Genomic DNA, 18,236 nt, shown 5'->3' on the forward strand with positions numbered 1-18,236 from the left:
GTTCGCGTCCGGAGGCCGCGCGGCAACGACTCACCGTCCTGCCGAAAACCTGCGGTCGGGCCAGAGCGAAAGGCCAAGCGCCGCCACCAGAAACGCCGCGGCGAGAATGTCCTGCACCGTCAGGCGCTCGCCGAGGATCACCAGCGAGGCCGCTAGACCGAAGAAAATCGAGCCGTAGGATGTCAACGCGACCACGATCGCCACATCGAGCACGCGAAGGGCCATGCTCTGCAGAAGTTGACCGGCAAGAGACAGCAGCAACACAAGCTCGAGATCGAACCACAGCACTGTTTGCAGATCGACATGCCGCACCGGAATGAGAACGGAATCGAGCCGTCCAATGGCGAGGCCAATTACGCCGAGCGAAATGCAGCCGATGGCGCCGAACACGCCAACGACAAACAGCGCCGGATAGGTCTTGTCGAGCTGGCGAATGCCGAGCGTCAGGATCGCCCAAGCGAGAATGAAGGCGGCAATGAGAAGATCGCCGATCGTGGTGGCGGTGCCGGAGGACCTGGATAGCGTCAGTGTCGCGGCACCGATCACCCCGATGACGATCGCGAAGGTCTTCAACCGAGAAAGCCGTTCACGTAGAAATAGCGCCGCCAGCCCGGCGGCCAGCGGCGGAAAGAGGCTGAGCAGCAATACGGCATGCGATGCGCTGGTGGCGTAAGCACCGAGCGCGGATAGCGCATTGGTGCCCGGTCCGTAGGCGATGCCACAAAACAGGAAAAGCGCCGCGCTCCTGATCGTCAACGGGGGAAGCTGCCGAGGCCTGGTGGCGACCGCGAGCAGAAAAAACAGCGGCAGTGACCATACGCCGCGCGCGACAAAGAGGCTGACGGCGTCAAAGCGAGCGGCGGCCTCGGGCGCGTAAAGCTTTTTTGATGCCACGGCGTTGACGCCAAAGAACACTGCCGAGACCAGGGCCGCACTCACAGCGAGGAGTCGCTTTCCACGATCGGCACCTGAACTCTGCGAAGCAATTGCGGTCTGTTCCATGGTATCGGCGCGACAACTCATCTTGAATGGCCGATCGGCAGCCCTTCGATTTCGCGAATGCCGCCACACATCAGAATCGGCTTATCGGCGGACGGGCTTCACTCCGACGGCAATCGAATAAAGCGTGATTGGCCAACGGACAGCGTCCTTGCCGTGATTGAGGCCCGGAGTTCGGTTGAGCTGCGCGGCCGGCATCCACAACTTGCCCTCGTCGTCGATCCACATGGCATCCACCCATGCCAGGCGGGGATCGGCAATCAAGGTCGATATCTCGCCGGTGGCAGACACTTTCAGAATCCGGGAACGATCGGTGTCACTGACATAGATCGTACCTGCTGTGTCGATGGCGGTGCCGCCCGTCGAGGGGGTGTCGGCAAATCGCTCGACGTGGCCCGAGAGGGTCGCCTCGTCGAGCGACGGATCATCCAGAAAGCGCGTTGCGATCCGGTACATCGGACCCGAGCAAGGTTGATAATAGAGCCAGAGCCCGTCGCTCGAGACTTCGAGCTGATCGGCATGCACCACGACCGGCCTTCCGTCGGAATCGAGCAACTGCCGGCCCTCCGCCACCAGCGGCCGGGCGGCGACTGTAGATGCGTGGTTCTCCAGAACACGACGTGTCTGTCCAGTTGACAGATCAAGGACGATGAGCGCCGCGCGACCCGCATCGGTCAGGTAGGCGATCCCGCCATTGAAGCGGACATCGTCGACGAAGCTCGCTCCCTGGGCAACCGAGGCAAGATCGTAGACCCGCGTCACTCGATTGGTGGCGAGGTCAATGCGGACAAGCTTCGGACCGCCCTTGACCAGTGGCTTGCCGATCCCCGGCGCGCCGCGATCGACAATCCACAAGGCGCCATCGGGACCGATGCGCAGAGAGTTTGCGCCAACGAATGCGTGCTCTCCGTCCTGCCGCTCGCGCCAGCCGTTCCAGTCGGCATCCGGATAATGCCGGACATTGCCGGCTGTGATTTCAGCGATTTCGGGCTGACCTGGCTTTTGCGGTTGAACGACGACGAAGCGCCGGCCACTGGACGACGTTGTAACGCCGTTCACGATCAACGCATTCGAACCGAATTCCGGGTGAAGCTTATTTGCCTGCTTCGCCATCGCGGTCGAACTCGCAAGAATGAGAATGATGATCATGCACAGCGCGGCGCATGTCTCTCGGCCACGCGATAGGATTCCGAATGTCACGGGTCATTTCACCTTGATCACTTCAGCAGGACTGGTCCCGCGTCGATCCTGACGCGGAAGAGCGTGTACGGCTTCATGCGCTGGTCCTGCCCTTCGTGGAACTGTGCCTGCCGATGGAGCTGGTTGGCGGTGAAGTATAGGTAACCGTCCGAAGCAACAGACAGCGTGTCGGGCCACAATATCCGTGGATCATGCGCGATGGTCTTCCACTCACCATCGGCTTGACGCTGGCGAACGCTGTTGCGCTCGTAGTCACCGGCATAGATGCGGCCCTTGTCGTCGGCTTCGAGGCCATCCGAGGCTCCCTTTTCGCCGAGATCGACGACCGCCTCCGCAATAGCGGCCTCCGACGCGAGCCGGTCGAGCAGAAGAGCTGTCGGCACCGAATACAAATGTCGGCTCGATAGGGGGCAGTAGTAGAGCGTCGTGCCGTCCGCGGAAATGGCGATGCCGTCGGAGGCGACGCTGAAGGGGGCCGGAGGCTTTCCTTTCTCACGAGCCGCCAGTCGCTCGCCTTCGACGACGGGAATAAAAGCGGGATCCGGCGAGGTCGATTTGTGCCCGGTCAATTTCCTCCAGCTTTCACCGCTATCGAGATCGACGACAATAATGCCGCCCGGTCCGCTGATCGATGAATCCGTGATGTAGGCAATGCCGGCTTTGCCCCGGCGCAGGTCGAAGCGTACATCGTTGATATAAGTCGTCGGCAAGACCGTCGAGGACGGCAGCACGATGGTCTTCACCACCTTGTTCGTGGCCAGGTCCACCGCGACAAGCTTTGCGCCGCCCGCCACGGGCGACGAAAAACCCGGCGCTGCCGTGTCTAGAATCCAGAGGCGGTTCACCGCATCGACGACGACGCTCTGCACGCTGCCAAGGGTTTCTCCAGGCCGCGCCGGATCGAAGATGTTGGTGGTCGCATCCGGATAGGGGACGACCTGGCCGTTGCGGATCTCTCCGACCGTGAACGGCACGTCGTCGCCCCATCGGGGAAAATTGATGAAGATGCGGCCGTCGGCGGCGACGGACACACCGGTTGGCATAGCATCGTAGAATTCAAAGACCGGCTCGATCGTCCCGATTGAGCGATCGGTGGCGAGCGGCCTGCCGGACGCCGATGAAGCTTTCGAGGTCATGGGGGATTCCTTTGGATTTCGCGGTGTAGCCGCCATTCCAGAAGCGAGGAAGGTAGCGAGACACGTGATCGTGGCTGCCTTGTGCAGAGTCATCATCTCAATTCCAGGGCGATTAAGGCAGGGCGGCGGCGTCATGCCGCAGCGGTGAGCGCCGCCAATATCGCGTCCCGTCCGGCCTCGGCGACTGCAACATCCTGTTCAGTGGTTCCGGATCCGTCGCCAATCGCTCCCACCACGTCACCGCGAAAGACGATCGGAAAGCCGCCACCGAGATTGGCGATGCCGCCGTGACTGGCGAATGCCAGATTCGCGCCGAACTCGAACGGGATTCCGCCGGTCGGGGCGCCGATCGATGCGCTGGTTGCGGCCTTGGCAATCGCCGGGTCGCCGGCGAGAACGGCGGCGCCATCGACCCGGGCGAACGCCAGGAGATTGCCTCCCGCATCGACGATAGCAATGCATTCCGGGGCAGCTATCTCCCTGGATTTCGCGACTGCGGCCTCGATTGCGATCGCGGCCGCCGCATATGTGAGTTGCCGCTTGCTGTGAATGAGGGGCTGGCTTGACATGATGTGAACTCCCGATTGGCTTTCAGCGATGAGACCGGACGGACGTTGCGACCGGATGCCGTCTCACTTTGACGACGCTGCAATCGAAGGGACGCCGTCTATCCAGTCCTGGCGTTGCGGAGAGAAGAAATCGATGTCGATCGTGTCTTCGGTGCAGACAAACTCATGCGGTGTATTCGGCGGAATGACCATGACGGTCCCCGCGGTCATGATGAACTTCCTGCCTTGCGAGCTGACCTCGCACCGCCCTTCGGTAATCCACGTGATCTGCTCGTTCGCGTGATGGTGAAGCGGAAAGACGCCTCCCTTCTTGACGATCCATTTGACGAACGTGGATTGCGCACCAACCAGATATTGCCGTTGCACGAGGGGAGAGATCTGTTCGATCGGCTGCTGATCGAGCTGGTAGAGAACAGGCAGGACTGCCGAATGGCCGCTGACCCCAGACTGAATGCCGCTGCCCGGTGCATCGGTAACGACAGGCGCCGCCGATAACGACGGCGCGGGCCGGTTCTGGGCCATTGCAGGCACGATCGCGACTGAGCTGGAGAGAAGCAGTGCAAAAGCCGTCGAGTTGAGCTTCATTGGTATTTCCTGAGGTAATGGATGATTGCGACCGACTCCGGCCGAAGCACGACGTCAAAATCCCGACAGAACGGTCTTGCCGATGCTCCGGCCGCTTTCGACCTGCGCATGCACGCGCTTGAGGTTGAATGCGTTGATGGGGCCTGCATCCTCCGTCAGGGTCGTACGCAGCAACCCGGAATCGACAAGAGCCGCGATTTCGTTAAGCAGATGGTGCTGCATGACCATGTCAGGTGTCCGGTACAGCGTGGGTGTGAACATCAGCTCCCAGTGTACCGAGACGCTCTTGCGCTTGAGGCCGACAATATCGAAAACGCGGGGATCGTCGATCAGCGCCAGCCGGCCGTGCGGCGCGATGGCTTCCGCGATCTCCGGCAAGTGCCTGTCGGTCGCCGTGAGACCTGCAACATATCTGACCTCTCCGATGCCGATCTCCTTCAATCCCTGGTCCAGAGGCCGATGGTGGTTGATGACGTGATGAGCGCCCATCCTGTGGCACCAGGCCTCTGTTTCCGGTCTGGACGCGGTCGCAATCACGGTCAGCCCCGTCAGCCGCCGCGCCAGTTGCGTCAGGATCGAGCCGACACCGCCCGCACCGTTGATGATCAGCAGCGCGCCGGACTGCGTCTTCACCCCATACGGAATGGCAAGGCGCTCGAACAGCAGCTCCCATGCGGCAATCGAGGTGAGCGGAAGCGCGGCCGCCTCACTGAAGCTCAGGGTTTTCGGCTTACTGCCGACAACGCGCTCGTCGACCAGATGAAGCTCGCTGTTCGTGCCCGGTCGATCCATTGCACCCGCATAGAAGACCTCGTCTCCCGGCTTGAACAGCGTGACATTCGAGCCGATGGCGTTGACCACGCCGCCCGCGTCAAAGCCAAGAACCCGGACCTTGCCCTCGGGTGGCGACATTCTCGTCCGCATTTGCACGTCTGCGGGATTGACCGACACTGCTCTGATGGCAACACGCAAGTCGTGCGGGCCGGGCTCCGCAGCCGGCAATTCGAGATCGACGAGAGCGTCACCCGCCGAGAGGGGGCCTGCCATCCGATAGCCGACTGCCTTCATCAAGGATTCCTTTGGCGCATCTGACCGACATCCTCTGCGGACCACGGCTTCGGCCGACTTATCGCGGCTTGGCGCCGAGAAGAAAAACGCATAGTTTGAATGGAGCCAGTAGCAAACCTAATAGGTGCATATGCGCGACCTCGAGCTCGATTTGCTACGTGCGTTTGTCGCGGTCGCCGATGCAGGAAGCTTCACCGCCGCCGCCGACACGGTCGGCCGTTCGCAATCGGCCGTGAGCCAGAAAATCCGCAGGTTAGAGGATCTGATCGGACATCCTATCTTCGACCGGAACAGCCGTTCGCTCGCACTGACCGGCGCGGGCGGCCAATTGCTGATCGGAGCCCGGCGCTTGCTGGACCTGAATGACGACGTCATCCGCTCGCTTCAGATCCCGGAGACGACGGGCCGGTTACGCGTGGGAATCTGCGAGGATTTCGTTCCGCTCCAGCTCTCCAGGCTATTGGCGCGCTTTCTGCGACTTCATCCCGGCGTTCAGCTCGACGTCAACACGAGTTTGACCCACAGCCTGCTTCGGGAATTCGAAGCGGGCAATCTGGACCTCGTGATCGCCACCCGCGAGCTCAAGGAGCGAGGTCGCGTCATATGGCGAGAACCAATGGTCTGGTTCGCAGCGTCCGACTTCCGGCTCGATCCGGAACGGCCGGTGCCGCTCGTCCTTCTCCAGCCACCTTGCAGTTATCGCGAGCTCATGTTCACGGCACTCGACGCGGCGCGGCAGGCGTGGGTGACGGCATGCACCGTGAGCAGCCTGACCGGGGTTCAGGCCGCTGTTGCCGGAGGCCTTGGCATCACGCTCCTGGGGCGCTCGTTCATTCAAGAAGGAATGCAGATCATCGATGCGCCGAAGCACTGGCCCCCGTTGCCGATGACGGAGATCATCGTCCTCGGCGAAGATACAGCCGAAAAATCGCTAGCTCGACCTTTACTGGAATTTCTCGTCGAGGGAATGCGGATGCCTTCGCTTCCGCAATCGGGCTAGCCCCGCTTTGGGTCAAACTCCACAAGACTTAAACTGAGCACGATGCGTCTGCTTCCGGCGCGCATCGCGACTAGGTCGCCGTCAACTGCGGCTCCGAGCTCTAGTCCGGATAGGGCGTGCCGTCCTTGTGCAGGAACCGGCCGCTGGAAGCCGGGCTCATCATGTCAACGTCGGAGCAGGTGATGAGGTCATCGGGCGAGCGCGAGCCTACTTCGAGGTAGACGGCCATCGCATCGGACCGGTTGATCATGTGATGGCCGTTGCCGCTTCCCTTCGGGAAAGCGGCGCAGTCGCCGGCGTTCAGCACGGTTTCGCCCTCGTCCTCGACAAGCGTCAGCTCGCCTTCGAGCACATAGACGAACTCGTCCTCATGCGAATGCCAGTGCCGCTGGCTCGACCAGCTGCCCGGCGGCAGACGCATCAGGTTGACGCCGAAATCCGTCAGCTTTCCGGCATTGCCCAGCCGTTGCCGGATGCGCTCGGCGCAGGGCACGCCGAGCGGCGCGGGATAACCGGAGCCTTTCCGGCCCGGCACGGTGGCGAGATCAATCTTTGGCATGCAACTATTCCCTCCGAAATCGGAGCATTGACAGCGCACCGGATCGGTGGCGTGCGCCGGATCGGCGGCGTCCGGAGCATGATGAGATCGCGTTGGCGGGATGATGACATTGTGCCGGTGTTTTGCCCGACGTGTCAAACGCGCCCTCGTGTTGCAGGGCGTTGGTAAGTCTTTGATCCGGCAGCGGCCGGCTACTGTGCATGGGGTTGTTTTCGGGATTTTTGTTTGGCGGCGCCAAAAAAAATCTGGTGTCCTCGGTGCCGTTGTCGGCAGGCGCAGTTCCCATTCGTCTTCCACCCAGACAGACCTGACGGGAGACCCAAATGAACGCTTCCTCCTATCGCTGGGTGATCGTCGCTGCCGGCGGCTTGCTCGGCTGCGTCGCGATCGGCGGCATGTTTTCGCTGCCGGTGTTCCTCCAGCCGATCGCCAAGGATACCGGCTGGTCGGTGACCGGCGTTTCCAGCGCGATGACGATCGGGTTCCTGGCGATGGCCTTCACCAGCATGGCCTGGGGCACGGCGACCGACAGATTCGGGCCGCTGCCGGTGGTGCTGACGGGATCGATAGTCCTGTCGCTCAGCCTGTTCGCGGCAAGCCATGCGACCTCCCTGCTGGCGTTCCAGGTCATGTTCGGCCTTCTGGTCGGCGCCTCCTGCGCGGCGATCTTCGCGCCGATGATGGCGACCGTCACCGGCTGGTTCGACACCCACCGCAGCCTGGCTGTGTCGCTGGTGTCGGCCGGCATGGGCATGGCGCCGATGACGATGGCGCCGCTCGCGGCCTGGCTCGTCTCCGGCCACGACTGGCGAACCTCGATGCAGATCGTGGCACTGGTGGTCGGCGCCATCATGATCCCGGTCTCGTTCCTGGTACGACGCCCGCCCGCGCTCGCGCATGCCGTGGCCGCGCCTGCGGGCGAGAGCGCGCCGCAAGGGGAGATGTCGCTTGGCGAGGCACTGCGCTCGCCGCAATTCATGATCCTGCTCGCCACCAACTTCTTCTGCTGCGCCACCCATTCCGGCCCGATCATCCACACCGTCAGCTATGCCGTGAGCTGCGGCATCCCGCTGATCGCGGCGGTGACGATCTACAGCATCGAGGGCTTTGCCGGCATGGGCGGCCGCATCGCCTTCGGGCTACTCGGCGATCGTTTCGGCGCCAAGCGCGTGCTGGTGACGGGGCTGCTGTTGCAGGCGTTCGGCGCGCTCGCCTATGTCTTCGCGCAGCAGCTCGCGACATTCTACGCGGTCGGCGCCGTCTTCGGCTTCATCTATGCCGGCACCATGCCGCTCTATGCCGTGCTGGTGCGCGAAAACTTTCCGCTGCGCATGATGGGCACGGTGATCGGCGGCACCGCGATGGCCGGCAGCCTCGGCATGGCGACCGGCCCGCTCGCCGGCGGCCTGATCTACGACGCGTTCTCCAGCTACGCCTGGCTCTATATCGCCTCCTGGGCCATGGGCCTCGGCGCCTTCCTGATGGCGATGAATTTCAGGCCATTCGCGAAGCCGCAAGGCGAGGCCGCGGCGGCGGCGGCGTGACGAGGTCTATGACTGGATGTGCTTTTCGAAAAAGAGATCCGGGTAGGGATCATCGTTGAAGCGGGGGATCTCGCGCCAGCCCGTGGTGCGGTAGAGCTGGCCGGCTTCGGCGAGCGCGCTGTTGGTGTCGAGCCGCAGCAGCGTGATGCCGAGGTCGCGTGCGGCATTCTCGGCCGCGTCCATCAGGCGCCGGCCGAGCCGCAATCCGCGCGCTGCCGGGGCAACCCAGAGACGCTTGATCTCGGCATAGCCGTGATCCGTTCCCTTCAATCCGACGCAGCCGATCGGCAGCGTGTCGGACGTCGCGACGATGAAGCTGCCGCGCGGCCGGCGCATGTCCTTGGCGTCAGGATCGCGCGACAGCGAGACGTCAAAACCCTGCTTGAAGCGGCGCCCGAGCTCGGAATAGTACTCGCGCAGGCAATAACGTGCTTCTTCGCTCCGTGGATCCATCTCCTCCAGCGCGACGCGCTCGCGCGTCAATGCGGAGGCGATCAGGTCCATCGCCGCCAGCAGCGCCTCGCGCTGCGAATGTTGCACCAGGAAGCCTTCGGCCTGTGTATTCGACAGCGCCTCGTAGGCTGCGAACTCGCGCCGTCCCGCACGCGTCAACGTTGCGACACGACGGCGCGCATCGTCCTCATGCGTTGTGGTCTCGACCAGCCCTTCGTCCTCGAGGCTGCGGAGCAGCCGGCTCATCAATCCGGAATCGAGCCCGAGATAGTCGCGGATCTCCGCCACGTCCGAACGCCCGTGTCCGATCGCATTGAGCACGCGCGCCGCCCCGAGCGGCCGGCCGCGCCCGAGGAACGAGGTGTCGAGCGCGCCGACGGCGGAGGTCACGGCGCGATTGAAGCGGCGGACGCGGGAGACGGGATCGAGCATGATATCTGACTTTAGTCAGATATTGTGCGCGGGTCAATCGAGACGGCCGGTCTCACTTTACCAGCGTCAGCAGCGGCTTGTCCTTGGCGACGATATAGGTCGCAAGCTCGCTCGCGGTGTCCTCGCCGACGTTCTTCGCCGCATGAACCGCTCCCGCTGGAATGAACAGCACGTCGCCTGCCTTGAGCGTCACCGGGGGCTTGCCCTCGACGTCGTATTCGATGGCGCCTGTCAGCACATAGATAATCTCCTCGCCTGGATGGGTGTGCCGGCCGAACGCAACTCCGGGCGCGAGGTCGACGCGGACCTGGACCGCCTCGCGACCGGGCGCGCTGAGATCATGGCGCTGGAGGTCGGTGCGCGTGACGCCGGCCGGCTGGGCTGCCGCCGGCAAGGTGAGAAGGTTGGTGGCGAGCACGGCCGCGCTCGCAAGCACGCGCAGGGCTCGTAATGGATAGGGGCTCATGGTCGGCTCCTGATGTTCGCTTGATGGCGGGTCAGACGAGGGTGGTGGTCACCTCGATGTTGCCGTGGACGGCCTTGGAGTAGGGGCAGATGCCGTGCGCGGCCTCGATCAGCTCCTGGGCGACCGTGCGATCGACGCCGGGAACGCTGACGTCGAGACGGGCCCGCAGGAAGAAGGCGCCATTGGCGTTGCTCAGGTCGATCGTGGTGTCGACCGACGGCTCGCTCGGCAGCTTGACCTTGCGCTGGGCGGCGGCGAGGCCGAGCGCGCCGAGGTAGCAGGCCGACCAGGCGGCGGCGAACAGGTTCTCGGCGGCCGGGTGCGGCTGGGCCAGCTTGATATCGAGAGAGCCGTCGTTCGCGTGCGCGGCGCCGTCGGGGCCGGAGGTGACGTGGGTCTTGCCGGTGAAGAGAAGCTTTGCAGCGGTGGTCATGGCGGATCCTTTCGGGTTCGATTTGCATCGCGTGCGATCTAATCGGGTGCGCGTTGAAATAAACCCGTCGCTCTGTCCGGTCAAGCTCTTCCGATTTAATCGGATGCGATTTATATGGATCTGCAGATCACGAATTGCGGAGGTTCACGTGTCCCGTCCCGCCAAAGCCGCCGGCAAAGGCCGAAAACTGTCGAATTTCCTGTGCTTTGCCGTCTATTCGGCCAATCTGGCGTTCGGCCGCGCCTACAAGCCCCTGCTGGACAAGGTGGGGCTGACCTACACCCAGTACATCGCCATGGTGGCGCTGTCGGACGAGGACGAGCAGACCGTCAGCGCGCTGGGCGACAAGCTGTTCCTGGAATCCAACACGCTGACGCCGATCCTGAAGAAGCTCGAGCAGGTCGGTTACATCAGGCGTCACCGCGATCCCGCCGACGAGCGGCAGGTGCGGGTGAGCCTGACGCCGGGCGGCCGGAAACTGATCGAACAGGATCTCGGCGAGGCCGTGATCGAGGCGACCGGCCTCGGCGACGATTTTCCGGTGGTGCAGAAGACGGTGAGCCGGCTGCGCGACAATCTGCTGCGCGCGACCCAAGCGGCCGGAGAGAAGAAACGCTGAGCGGGCAGCGCCTTCCCGCTGGGAAAGTCGGAGACGGCGTCCGCCTCCGACACAACCACGAAGGAAAAGCGCGCGGCTCTAGTTGCAGACCGTGCGCGGAATCATCCAGGTCGCAAAAGTCTGCCAGAACCCGTCTTCGCGACGGCGCTGGTAAGCGACGAAGTCGGCGTCATCATCATCATGCACGAGTTCATAGCGATAAGTTTGGGCTGCAGTGGTGTTGAGCTTGCTCATGGAGCACTCCATCTCGAATGGGCTTTGCTTCGAGCTAGGTGCGGTGCAGCAAAACTCCAATGGGAGTACGATGATCAGCGCATCACGTTGTGGAGAGTACTCAGTCCAGCCCGAGCGCCATGCGCGATTTGCGCGTGAGCTTTGCGACAATCAGGGCATGGGCCTGCGCCAGATAGGCGGTGAGTTCCGCATCGGGAAGTGCGTTATTGCTGGCGAGCTGCACCCATTTGGCGCGCGCCAGATAGGGCGCCGGTCGTGCCACGCCATGCTCGATCAGCATCGCATAGGCCATGTCCGAGACCTTGAACATGTAGCCGCCGGAGCCCGCGGCAAAGCCGCCGCCGAGCGCGAACATCTTGCCGCCGACCTTGAACACGGAGGTGCCTTCCCACTGGACCACCTTGGTGGCCGCAGGCAGGCGCAGGCAGCGGGCTTCGAATGTCTTTGGTGTCATGCGCTCGCACTTGAGACGAAAGGACCGCCGTTATGGCAACATGTGTCTTCCAACCAGGGATGAATTGCCATGTCGCGCGTTTCGATCAAGACCAGGGACGATCCGCCGGAGGCGCTGAGGCCGCTGTGGGACAAGATGACGACCTACGGCGCGTTCGAGAACCAGGCCGGTGTCATGGCCCACCGCCTGCCGATCTTCAAGCATATGTGGTCGCTGCTGGTCGATCTTGCTGAAGAAGGCAATGTCTCGAAGCGCCATCTGGAGCTCGCGCTGGTCACGGTCTCGCTGCTCAACAAATGCGACTATTGCGTCTCGCACCACGCACCAAAGCTGGCGGTGCAGGGCGTGTCGGAAGAGGGCGCCGCGCGCCTCGTCGATTACAAGGACCATCCCGAGCTCGATGAGCTCGACAAGCTCGTCGTCGAATATTCGATCGCCGTCACCAACAACTGGAACAAGACCCGCGATGAGATCTTCGCCCGCCTGCGCACACATTTCTCGGAAGCAGAGATCGTCGAGCTGACCTGGCGCATCGCGCTCTGCGGCGCGTTCAACCGCTTCAACGACATCCTTCAGCTCGAGGTCGAGCACGGCGTTTCCCACAGCGAAGCCGCGGAGTAATCGGCCGCCGGCGGTGCTGGTCCCCCGAGTCGGGATCGGCGCCAGGGCGTCCGATCACAGATTTGTGGGTTGCGGTTTTTATATCGCAAATTATATCGTAAGATATGTTTTACAAAAGGACGTACGATATGCATCACGGACGAGACCACAGAGACTTCCACTTCGGGCATTTCGCCCATTTCGTAATGGGCCGGCATGGCGGCGGGCGACGCTTCGGCCGCGGCGGGCATGGCTTCTTCGGGCGCGGCCCGGGCGGCGATTTCCCCGGGGCAAGGCGGCTGTCCTCACAGGACCTCCAGCTCGTGATCCTGGCGTTGCTCGCCGAAAAGCCGGCTCATGGTTACGAGCTGATCAAGATCATCGAGGAGCGGTCCGACGGCTTCTACACGCCGAGCCCGGGCGTGATCTATCCGGCGCTGACCTATCTCGAAGAGGTTGGCCATAGCAGCGTCGCGCAGGACGGCGGTCGAAAGCTCTACAGCATCACGCCGCAGGGCGAGGCGCATCTCGCCGAGAACCGCGCCACTGCGGATGCGATCCTGCAAGCGCTGTCGCGGATCGGGCGCCGCATGGACGAGGTGCGCGAGGCCTTTGCCGGCGTCAGCGATCTCGATGCCGACGCCTCCGACGAATTGCACCGTGCCCGCCACAACCTCAAGCGCGCGCTGCGTTCCAGGCATGGCAGCGACTCCGCCGAGGCGCGCCGCATCGCGGCGATCCTGGATCGTGCCGCCGCGGAAATCCTCGGCAAATAACTGAGAGGCGAAGCAACACATGAATGATCGGCCCCACAGCCCGATTCAAGACCCACGCGTCAACGCCGTCCTCGCGCGCCTCCAAGGCGCGCGGCAGCGTCCATCAGGCGGAGGGCCGCGCGGCTCCTTCAACAGCCGCGATCCCCACGCCTATGCCGAGCAGGGCTTTTCGATTCATTCCGAGCAGGGCGAACTGATCTATCTGCTGTGCCGTGGCCTGCGTGCCACGCGCGTGGCCGAGTTCGCCACCTCCGTCGGCATGTCCACGCTCTACTTCGCGGCCGCTATCCGCGACAATGGCGGCGGCACCGTGATCGGCTCGGAGATCGTGCCGGCCAAGGTCGAGACCGCCAAACGCAATCTCGCCGAGGCCGGCCTTGCCGACTATGCCGAGATCCGCGAGGGCGATGCGCGAAGAACCTTGCGCGATCTCGGTGGCCCCGTCGATTTCGTCCTGATCGACGGCTGGCCGGGCGAGGCCGGCCCGTCGCTGGCGCGCGAGGTGATCGGGATCGTCGCGCCGCAGCTGCGCGTCGGCGGTTACGTCATGAACGACAATGCCGAGCCCGACTATCTCGCCTTCATCCGCGATCCCGACAACGGCTTCGTATCGATGACGCTGCCGCTCAAGGGCGGCACCGAGCTCAGCCTCAAGGTGAGGTAGCGGCGTCGCTTGCGCGATAGGCGTCGGGAACTACGAACACCTCGTCGGCGCGGCCATAACCGCCATCTGGCACTTCCTCGATCAGCACCATGGTGTGCGTCCGCGCCGCTTCGCCGAAATAGTGCGCGAACAGCGCGGTGAGGTTGTGCACGATCTCCGCCTTCTGCGCCCGCGATAAGGCGGCCTGGGGGATCTTGATATTGGCGAAGGGCATGATGGGTCTCTCCGTGTGATGGGGGTGGTTGCTCCTGTTCGAGAATGCCCGATCGCTGCGACCGGATAATCGCGAAAAACTTGTCATCACTTGTCGGCTGTGGTGAACAATCGGCCATGGACCGATTTGACGCCATGCGCCTGTTCGTCCGCCTCGTCGAACGGCAGAGCTTTACGGCTGCGGCGGCCGACCTCGGCATTCCCCGTTCGACGGCGAGCGAGGTTTTGCGCGGTCTCGAGGTGCGTCTGGGCGCACGGCTGCTCGAACGCACGACGCGGCATGTCACGCCGACGCTCGACGGCGAGGACTATTACCGCCGCTGCGTCGCCATCCTCGCGGATGTCGAGGAAGCCGAAACCACGATGCGCGATGCGCGACCGCGTGGCTTGCTGCGCATCGACGCACATCCCTTGCTGACCCGCACCTTCATCTTGCCGCACCTGCCGGAATTCCTGGCGCGCCATCCGCAGCTCGACTTGCAGATTGGGCAGGGCGACCGGCTGGTCGATCTCGTGCGCGAGGGCATCGATTGCGCGATCCGGTCGGGCGAGCCCGAGGACAGCGGGATGATTTTGAGGCGCCTCGGCACGGTCGAGGAAATCACGGTGGCGAGTCCGGCTTATCTCGCCAGCCACGGCATGCCCGCGACGCCTGATACGCTCGACGGGCATCAGATGGTCGCGTTCATCTCCTCGCGCACCGGCGATGTGCTGCCGCTGGAATTTTCCGTCGCCGGCGCGCTGCGCAATGTCGTGCTGCCAAGCCGGGTTCGCGTCAACAATTCCGACACCATGGCCGATCTCGCGCGGCTCGGGTTCGGCCTGACACAGGCGCCCCGCTATCGCTTCGCGGCGGATCTCGCCAGCGGTGCGCTGGTCGAGGTGCTGGCCGGTTATCCGCCGTCGCCGACGCCGCTCTCCGCGCTCTATCCGCAAAACCGCCAGCTCGCGCTCCGCCTGCGCGTCTTCCTCGACTGGATATCAGGCATCTTTGCCGAGGCGAAGCTTTAGAGCTTCGTAGCCCGACAGGCAAAAACACCCGAACAGTCGGTCAACCCGCTCTGCCGGAGTTCGTCATTGCGAGCGCGGCGGAGCAATCCAGAAATATCCGCGGAAAGATTCTGGATTGCTTTGCTGCGATCGTATTGATGATGTTGGAACAATCGCCCGCCTCTTTGTGAGTTGTGCCTGCGCCACGAGCCGCTACCATGTGACCGCTCCCGACCACGGGACGCACAGCGAGCGGAGGCGACATGAGCGGGCAGGAACGCAAGGCAAAAGGATCGGACCTGTTTGTCGCGGCGCTGGAGAACGAGGGCGTCGATCGCATCTTCGGTATCCCCGGAGAGGAAAATCTGGACCTCGTCGAATCACTGCGCGCCTCCAAGATCGAGCTGGTCCTGACCCGTCACGAGCAGGCCGCGGCCTTCATGGCCGCCACGCATGGTCGGCTCACCGGCAAGCCTGGAGTGTGTCTCTCGACGCTCGGCCCGGGCGCGCTCAACCTGTCCACGGGCGCCGCCTATGCCCATCTCGGCGCGATGCCGATGATTTTGATCACCGGGCAGAAGCCGATCATGAGCAGCCGGCAGGCGCGCTTCCAGATCGTGGATGTGGTTGCGACCATGAAGCCGCTGACGAAGCTCTCTCGGCAGATCATCAGCGCCTCCAGCATTCCGACCGTGGTGCGCGATGCCTTTCGCGTGGCGATGGAGGAACGGCCGGGGCCGGTGCATCTCGAGCTGCCCGAGGACATCGCGGGCGATGAAGTGCCGGCCGTCCCCGTGATCCCGGTCCATCCGATTGAAATTCCGGTCGCCCATCGCGCCGCGCTCGACCGCGCGGCCGAGATGATCCTGGCCGCAAGGCGTCCATTGGTGATGATGGGCGCTGCGACCAGCCGGCCGCGCTCGACCCACGGCATCGCCAGCTTCGTGCGGCGAACCGGCATTCCGTTTTTCACGACGCAGATGGGGAAAGGCACGGTGCCCGGCGGCACCAATCTCTACATGGGCACGGCGGCGCTATCCGAGCGCGACTACGTCCATGACGCGATCGACGCGGCCGATCTGATCGTGGCGATCGGCCATGACCCGATCGAGAAGCCCCCCTTCATCATGGGGCCGTCGGGACCGAAGGTCATTCACGTCAGCTACACGCCGGCGAGCGTCGAGCTGGTCTATTTCCCAGATGCCGAGGTCGTCGGCGACGTCGGCCCGAGCCTGGAGCTGCTCGCCGACCGGCTCGAAGGCAAGCTGCCGCAGGCGGCGGCGTTGTTGCCGTTGCGCGAGGAGATCCTCACGCACATCGCTGACCGCGCCACCGAGGCGCGCTGGCCGCCGACACCGCAGCGCGTCGTGCACGACATCCGCCAGGTGATCCCGGAGAATGGCATCGTCGCGCTCGACAACGGCATGTACAAGATCTGGTTCGCGCGCAACTACCGAACCCGCGTCGCCAACACGCTGCTGCTCGACAATGCGCTGGCGACGATGGGCGCCGGCCTGCCGTCGGCGATGATGGCCGCGATGCTCTTACCCGACCGCCGCGTGCTCGCGGTCGCCGGCGACGGCGGCTTCATGATGAACAGCCAGGAGATGGAGACCGCCGTCCGCCTCAAGCTCAACCTGGTCGTGCTGGTGCTCGAGGACAACGCCTACGGCATGATCCGCTGGAAGCAGGCGGTCGATCACTTCGCCGATTACGGTATGACCTTTGGCAATCCGGACTTCGTGCTGTACGCGAAGGCCTACGGTGCCAAAGGACATCGCATCGAGAGCATCGACAGCTTCGGCCCGACGCTTGATGCGGCCTTCAAGGAGGGGGGCGTGCATCTGGTCGTGATCCCGATCGACTATTCGGAGAACGTGCGGGTGCTCGTGGACGAGCTGCGCGCGCATGAGAAGTCGAAGGCGTGATGTGTTCGCGCCACGCCCGTCATTTGCGAGGAGCGAAGCGACGAAGCAATCCAGAATTGCTCCGCGGAGGCAGTCTGGATTGCTTCGCTGCGCTCGCAATGACGGAGTTTGTGGCGGACGCCTTGTCAAACACGACAACCGCACTTGTCTCGAGGGCCCCGATCCCCGACACTCTCAATCACCCAACCAACCCCAGGAATAAGACATGACTCGCGTTCGCTGTATCACCGAGATGGGCATGGGCGTCGACGTTCACGGCAGGGACGCCACCAAGGCGGCGAAGCGCGCGGTGTCTGATGCCATCAGGCATTCCAGCCTCGGTTTCTTCCGGATGATCGGGAAGACCGCGAACGACATGTTCGTCGATGTCACGATTGCGGTGCCCAACCCAGAGGCGGTGGACAAGGAGGCCGTTGCGAAGGAGCTGCCTTACGGCACGGTGACCGTAACTGCGGTCAAGGGCGGGCTGGAGATTCCCTCGGCCACGGAAGTGGCCAACGATCCCATCCTGATCGCCAATGCGGCGGTGATCGTCAGCTTCGACAAGGACTAGGCCGGTGTCCGACAGCGATTTGGCGTTGCTGGATCGTCCGATCTGGAGCGCGCTGACGACGAGCCAGAAGGATCTGGCGGAGGGCGGCCCGCGCGCGCGGCGCTATCCCGTGGACATGACGCCGTTTGCCGACATGGTCGACATGTCCGAAGCAAGCTTCGCGGCGCTCGGCGACCTCATGTCGGGCTCGCAGGTCGCCGCACTGTTCACGCCGGAGCCTGTCGAGGTTCCCGCCGGATTCAAGGTCGTGCTGGCCGAGACAGGGGAGCAGATGATCGGCTCGCCCGCCAACAGTCCGCTTCGCGACGCCGAGATCGTCACGCTGGGGGCGGCCGACGTGCCCGCGATGATGGCGCTGACGGAGCTGACCAAGCCCGGTCCATTCGCGCTGCGCACCCACGAGCTCGGCACCTTCCTCGGCATCCGCGCCGGTGGCGAACTGGTCGCGATGACGGGCGAGCGGATGAAGCCGGGAAAATTCGTCGAGATGACTGCCGTTTGCGTGCATCCCGACTATCGTGGGCGCGGCTACGCGCAGGCGCTGCTGGCGGCGGTCGCGCGCCGGATCGAGGCGCGCGGCGAAATTCCGTTCCTGCACGTATTTTCCCACAATGCTTCGGCGATTGCGCTGTACGAACGGCAGGGTATGACAAACCGCCGTCGCCTCTACGTCACGGCGCTGATGAAGGCATGAGAGCGGAGCGGGCGACCTTCATTTCCTGCGAAAGCGCGCTATATCCTTGCCAACCATAATTGGGGGA

The 18,236-nt window shown here is 63.6% G+C and carries 23 protein-coding genes; 10 read left to right on the forward strand and 13 right to left on the reverse strand.

Going from position 1 to position 18,236, the window contains the following annotated elements:
- Positions 1-30: 30 nt before the first annotated feature.
- From ACKWRH_RS18605 to ACKWRH_RS18630, 6 genes are all read right to left on the reverse strand, one after another.
- A complete protein-coding gene (locus tag ACKWRH_RS18605; RefSeq protein ID WP_445221769.1) occupies positions 31-1,002 on the reverse strand; it encodes a DMT family transporter in 972 nt (323 codons plus the stop codon).
- A gap of 81 nt (positions 1,003-1,083) precedes the next feature.
- Positions 1,084-2,148: an L-dopachrome tautomerase-related protein gene (locus ACKWRH_RS18610; protein ID WP_445221770.1), complete on the reverse strand. Its 1,065-nt coding sequence runs from the start codon at positions 2,146-2,148 to the stop codon at positions 1,084-1,086.
- 68 nt (positions 2,149-2,216) lie between these two features.
- Positions 2,217-3,470 carry an L-dopachrome tautomerase-related protein gene (locus ACKWRH_RS18615; RefSeq protein WP_445221771.1) on the reverse strand — a complete coding sequence of 418 codons (1,254 nt, stop codon included), beginning with the start codon at positions 3,468-3,470 and terminating at the stop codon, positions 2,217-2,219.
- Positions 3,467-3,904 (reverse strand): GlcG/HbpS family heme-binding protein, encoded by a 438-nt coding sequence (locus tag ACKWRH_RS18620; protein ID WP_445221772.1) that lies wholly within the window; start codon positions 3,902-3,904, stop codon positions 3,467-3,469. Before ACKWRH_RS18620 ends, ACKWRH_RS18615 begins: the two co-directional genes overlap by 4 nt.
- Before the next feature lie 63 nt (positions 3,905-3,967).
- Complete coding sequence (locus tag ACKWRH_RS18625) at positions 3,968-4,489, reverse strand: cupin domain-containing protein (protein WP_445221773.1); 522 nt, start codon at positions 4,487-4,489, stop codon at positions 3,968-3,970.
- A gap of 54 nt (positions 4,490-4,543) precedes the next feature.
- Positions 4,544-5,557: a zinc-binding alcohol dehydrogenase family protein gene (locus ACKWRH_RS18630; RefSeq protein WP_445221774.1), complete on the reverse strand. Its 1,014-nt coding sequence runs from the start codon at positions 5,555-5,557 to the stop codon at positions 4,544-4,546.
- A 130-nt stretch (positions 5,558-5,687) separates the two neighbouring features.
- Here ACKWRH_RS18630 and ACKWRH_RS18635 point away from each other — a divergent pair, with 130 nt between their 5' ends.
- On the forward strand, positions 5,688-6,557 hold the full coding sequence (locus tag ACKWRH_RS18635; RefSeq protein WP_445221775.1) for a LysR substrate-binding domain-containing protein: 870 nt from the start codon (positions 5,688-5,690) through the stop codon (positions 6,555-6,557).
- Positions 6,558-6,657: 100 nt separating this feature from the next.
- Here ACKWRH_RS18635 and ACKWRH_RS18640 read toward each other — a convergent pair whose 3' ends face one another.
- Complete coding sequence (locus ACKWRH_RS18640; RefSeq protein ID WP_445221776.1) at positions 6,658-7,116, reverse strand: cupin domain-containing protein; 459 nt, start codon at positions 7,114-7,116, stop codon at positions 6,658-6,660.
- A gap of 323 nt (positions 7,117-7,439) precedes the next feature.
- Between ACKWRH_RS18640 and ACKWRH_RS18645 the strand changes: the two genes are divergently transcribed.
- Positions 7,440-8,660: an MFS transporter gene (locus ACKWRH_RS18645; protein ID WP_445221777.1), complete on the forward strand. Its 1,221-nt coding sequence runs from the start codon at positions 7,440-7,442 to the stop codon at positions 8,658-8,660.
- A 6-nt stretch (positions 8,661-8,666) separates the two neighbouring features.
- Here the strand turns inward: ACKWRH_RS18645 and ACKWRH_RS18650 are convergent, their stop codons facing one another.
- Genes ACKWRH_RS18650 through ACKWRH_RS18660 form a run of 3 tightly spaced genes read right to left on the reverse strand, consistent with a single transcriptional unit; the run spans position 8,667 to position 10,444 of the window.
- Positions 8,667-9,545: a bifunctional helix-turn-helix transcriptional regulator/GNAT family N-acetyltransferase gene (locus tag ACKWRH_RS18650; RefSeq protein WP_445221778.1), complete on the reverse strand. Its 879-nt coding sequence runs from the start codon at positions 9,543-9,545 to the stop codon at positions 8,667-8,669.
- 52 nt (positions 9,546-9,597) lie between these two features.
- On the reverse strand, positions 9,598-10,011 hold the full coding sequence (locus ACKWRH_RS18655; RefSeq protein WP_445221779.1) for a cupin domain-containing protein: 414 nt from the start codon (positions 10,009-10,011) through the stop codon (positions 9,598-9,600).
- Positions 10,012-10,042: 31 nt separating this feature from the next.
- Complete coding sequence (locus tag ACKWRH_RS18660) at positions 10,043-10,444, reverse strand: Ohr family peroxiredoxin (protein ID WP_445221780.1); 402 nt, start codon at positions 10,442-10,444, stop codon at positions 10,043-10,045.
- Positions 10,445-10,592: 148 nt separating this feature from the next.
- On the opposite strand from ACKWRH_RS18660, the gene ACKWRH_RS18665 reads away from it, so the two are divergent.
- Positions 10,593-11,063 (forward strand): MarR family winged helix-turn-helix transcriptional regulator, encoded by a 471-nt coding sequence (locus tag ACKWRH_RS18665; RefSeq protein ID WP_445221781.1) that lies wholly within the window; start codon positions 10,593-10,595, stop codon positions 11,061-11,063.
- A gap of 78 nt (positions 11,064-11,141) precedes the next feature.
- Here the strand turns inward: ACKWRH_RS18665 and ACKWRH_RS18670 are convergent, their stop codons facing one another.
- Both ACKWRH_RS18670 and ACKWRH_RS18675 read right to left on the reverse strand, forming a co-directional pair.
- Positions 11,142-11,297 carry a hypothetical protein gene (locus ACKWRH_RS18670; RefSeq protein WP_445221782.1) on the reverse strand — a complete coding sequence of 52 codons (156 nt, stop codon included), beginning with the start codon at positions 11,295-11,297 and terminating at the stop codon, positions 11,142-11,144.
- A 100-nt stretch (positions 11,298-11,397) separates the two neighbouring features.
- Positions 11,398-11,751, reverse strand: a complete 354-nt coding sequence (locus ACKWRH_RS18675) for an MmcQ/YjbR family DNA-binding protein (protein WP_445221783.1) — start codon at positions 11,749-11,751, stop codon at positions 11,398-11,400.
- Positions 11,752-11,820: 69 nt separating this feature from the next.
- On the opposite strand from ACKWRH_RS18675, the gene ACKWRH_RS18680 reads away from it, so the two are divergent.
- The 3 genes from ACKWRH_RS18680 to ACKWRH_RS18690 all read left to right on the forward strand — a co-directional run bounded on the left by ACKWRH_RS18680 (position 11,821) and on the right by ACKWRH_RS18690 (position 13,791).
- A complete protein-coding gene (locus ACKWRH_RS18680) occupies positions 11,821-12,372 on the forward strand; it encodes a carboxymuconolactone decarboxylase family protein (protein ID WP_445221784.1) in 552 nt (183 codons plus the stop codon).
- Positions 12,373-12,500: 128 nt separating this feature from the next.
- Positions 12,501-13,127 carry a PadR family transcriptional regulator gene (locus tag ACKWRH_RS18685; protein WP_445221785.1) on the forward strand — a complete coding sequence of 209 codons (627 nt, stop codon included), beginning with the start codon at positions 12,501-12,503 and terminating at the stop codon, positions 13,125-13,127.
- Between the two features lie 19 nt (positions 13,128-13,146).
- Positions 13,147-13,791 (forward strand): O-methyltransferase, encoded by a 645-nt coding sequence (locus ACKWRH_RS18690; protein WP_445221786.1) that lies wholly within the window; start codon positions 13,147-13,149, stop codon positions 13,789-13,791.
- On the opposite strand, the gene ACKWRH_RS18695 is transcribed toward ACKWRH_RS18690, so the two are convergent.
- A complete protein-coding gene (locus ACKWRH_RS18695; RefSeq protein WP_014495867.1) occupies positions 13,778-14,005 on the reverse strand; it encodes a tautomerase family protein in 228 nt (75 codons plus the stop codon). The two genes, ACKWRH_RS18690 and ACKWRH_RS18695, sit on opposite strands and share 14 nt — an antisense overlap.
- A 116-nt stretch (positions 14,006-14,121) precedes the next feature.
- Between ACKWRH_RS18695 and ACKWRH_RS18700 the strand changes: the two genes are divergently transcribed.
- The 4 genes from ACKWRH_RS18700 to ACKWRH_RS18715 all read left to right on the forward strand — a co-directional run bounded on the left by ACKWRH_RS18700 (position 14,122) and on the right by ACKWRH_RS18715 (position 18,169).
- Positions 14,122-15,015 (forward strand): LysR family transcriptional regulator, encoded by an 894-nt coding sequence (locus ACKWRH_RS18700; RefSeq protein WP_445221787.1) that lies wholly within the window; start codon positions 14,122-14,124, stop codon positions 15,013-15,015.
- A 242-nt stretch (positions 15,016-15,257) separates the two neighbouring features.
- Complete coding sequence (locus tag ACKWRH_RS18705; RefSeq protein WP_445221788.1) at positions 15,258-16,922, forward strand: acetolactate synthase large subunit; 1,665 nt, start codon at positions 15,258-15,260, stop codon at positions 16,920-16,922.
- Positions 16,923-17,127: 205 nt separating this feature from the next.
- Positions 17,128-17,475, forward strand: coding sequence for a Lin0512 family protein (locus ACKWRH_RS18710; RefSeq protein WP_014495864.1), 348 nt, complete (start codon positions 17,128-17,130; stop codon positions 17,473-17,475).
- 4 nt (positions 17,476-17,479) lie between these two features.
- Positions 17,480-18,169, forward strand: a complete 690-nt coding sequence (locus ACKWRH_RS18715) for a GNAT family N-acetyltransferase (protein WP_445221789.1) — start codon at positions 17,480-17,482, stop codon at positions 18,167-18,169.
- Positions 18,170-18,236: the final 67 nt, after the last annotated feature.

This window comes from Bradyrhizobium sp. Pa8 (genome assembly GCF_052588265.1).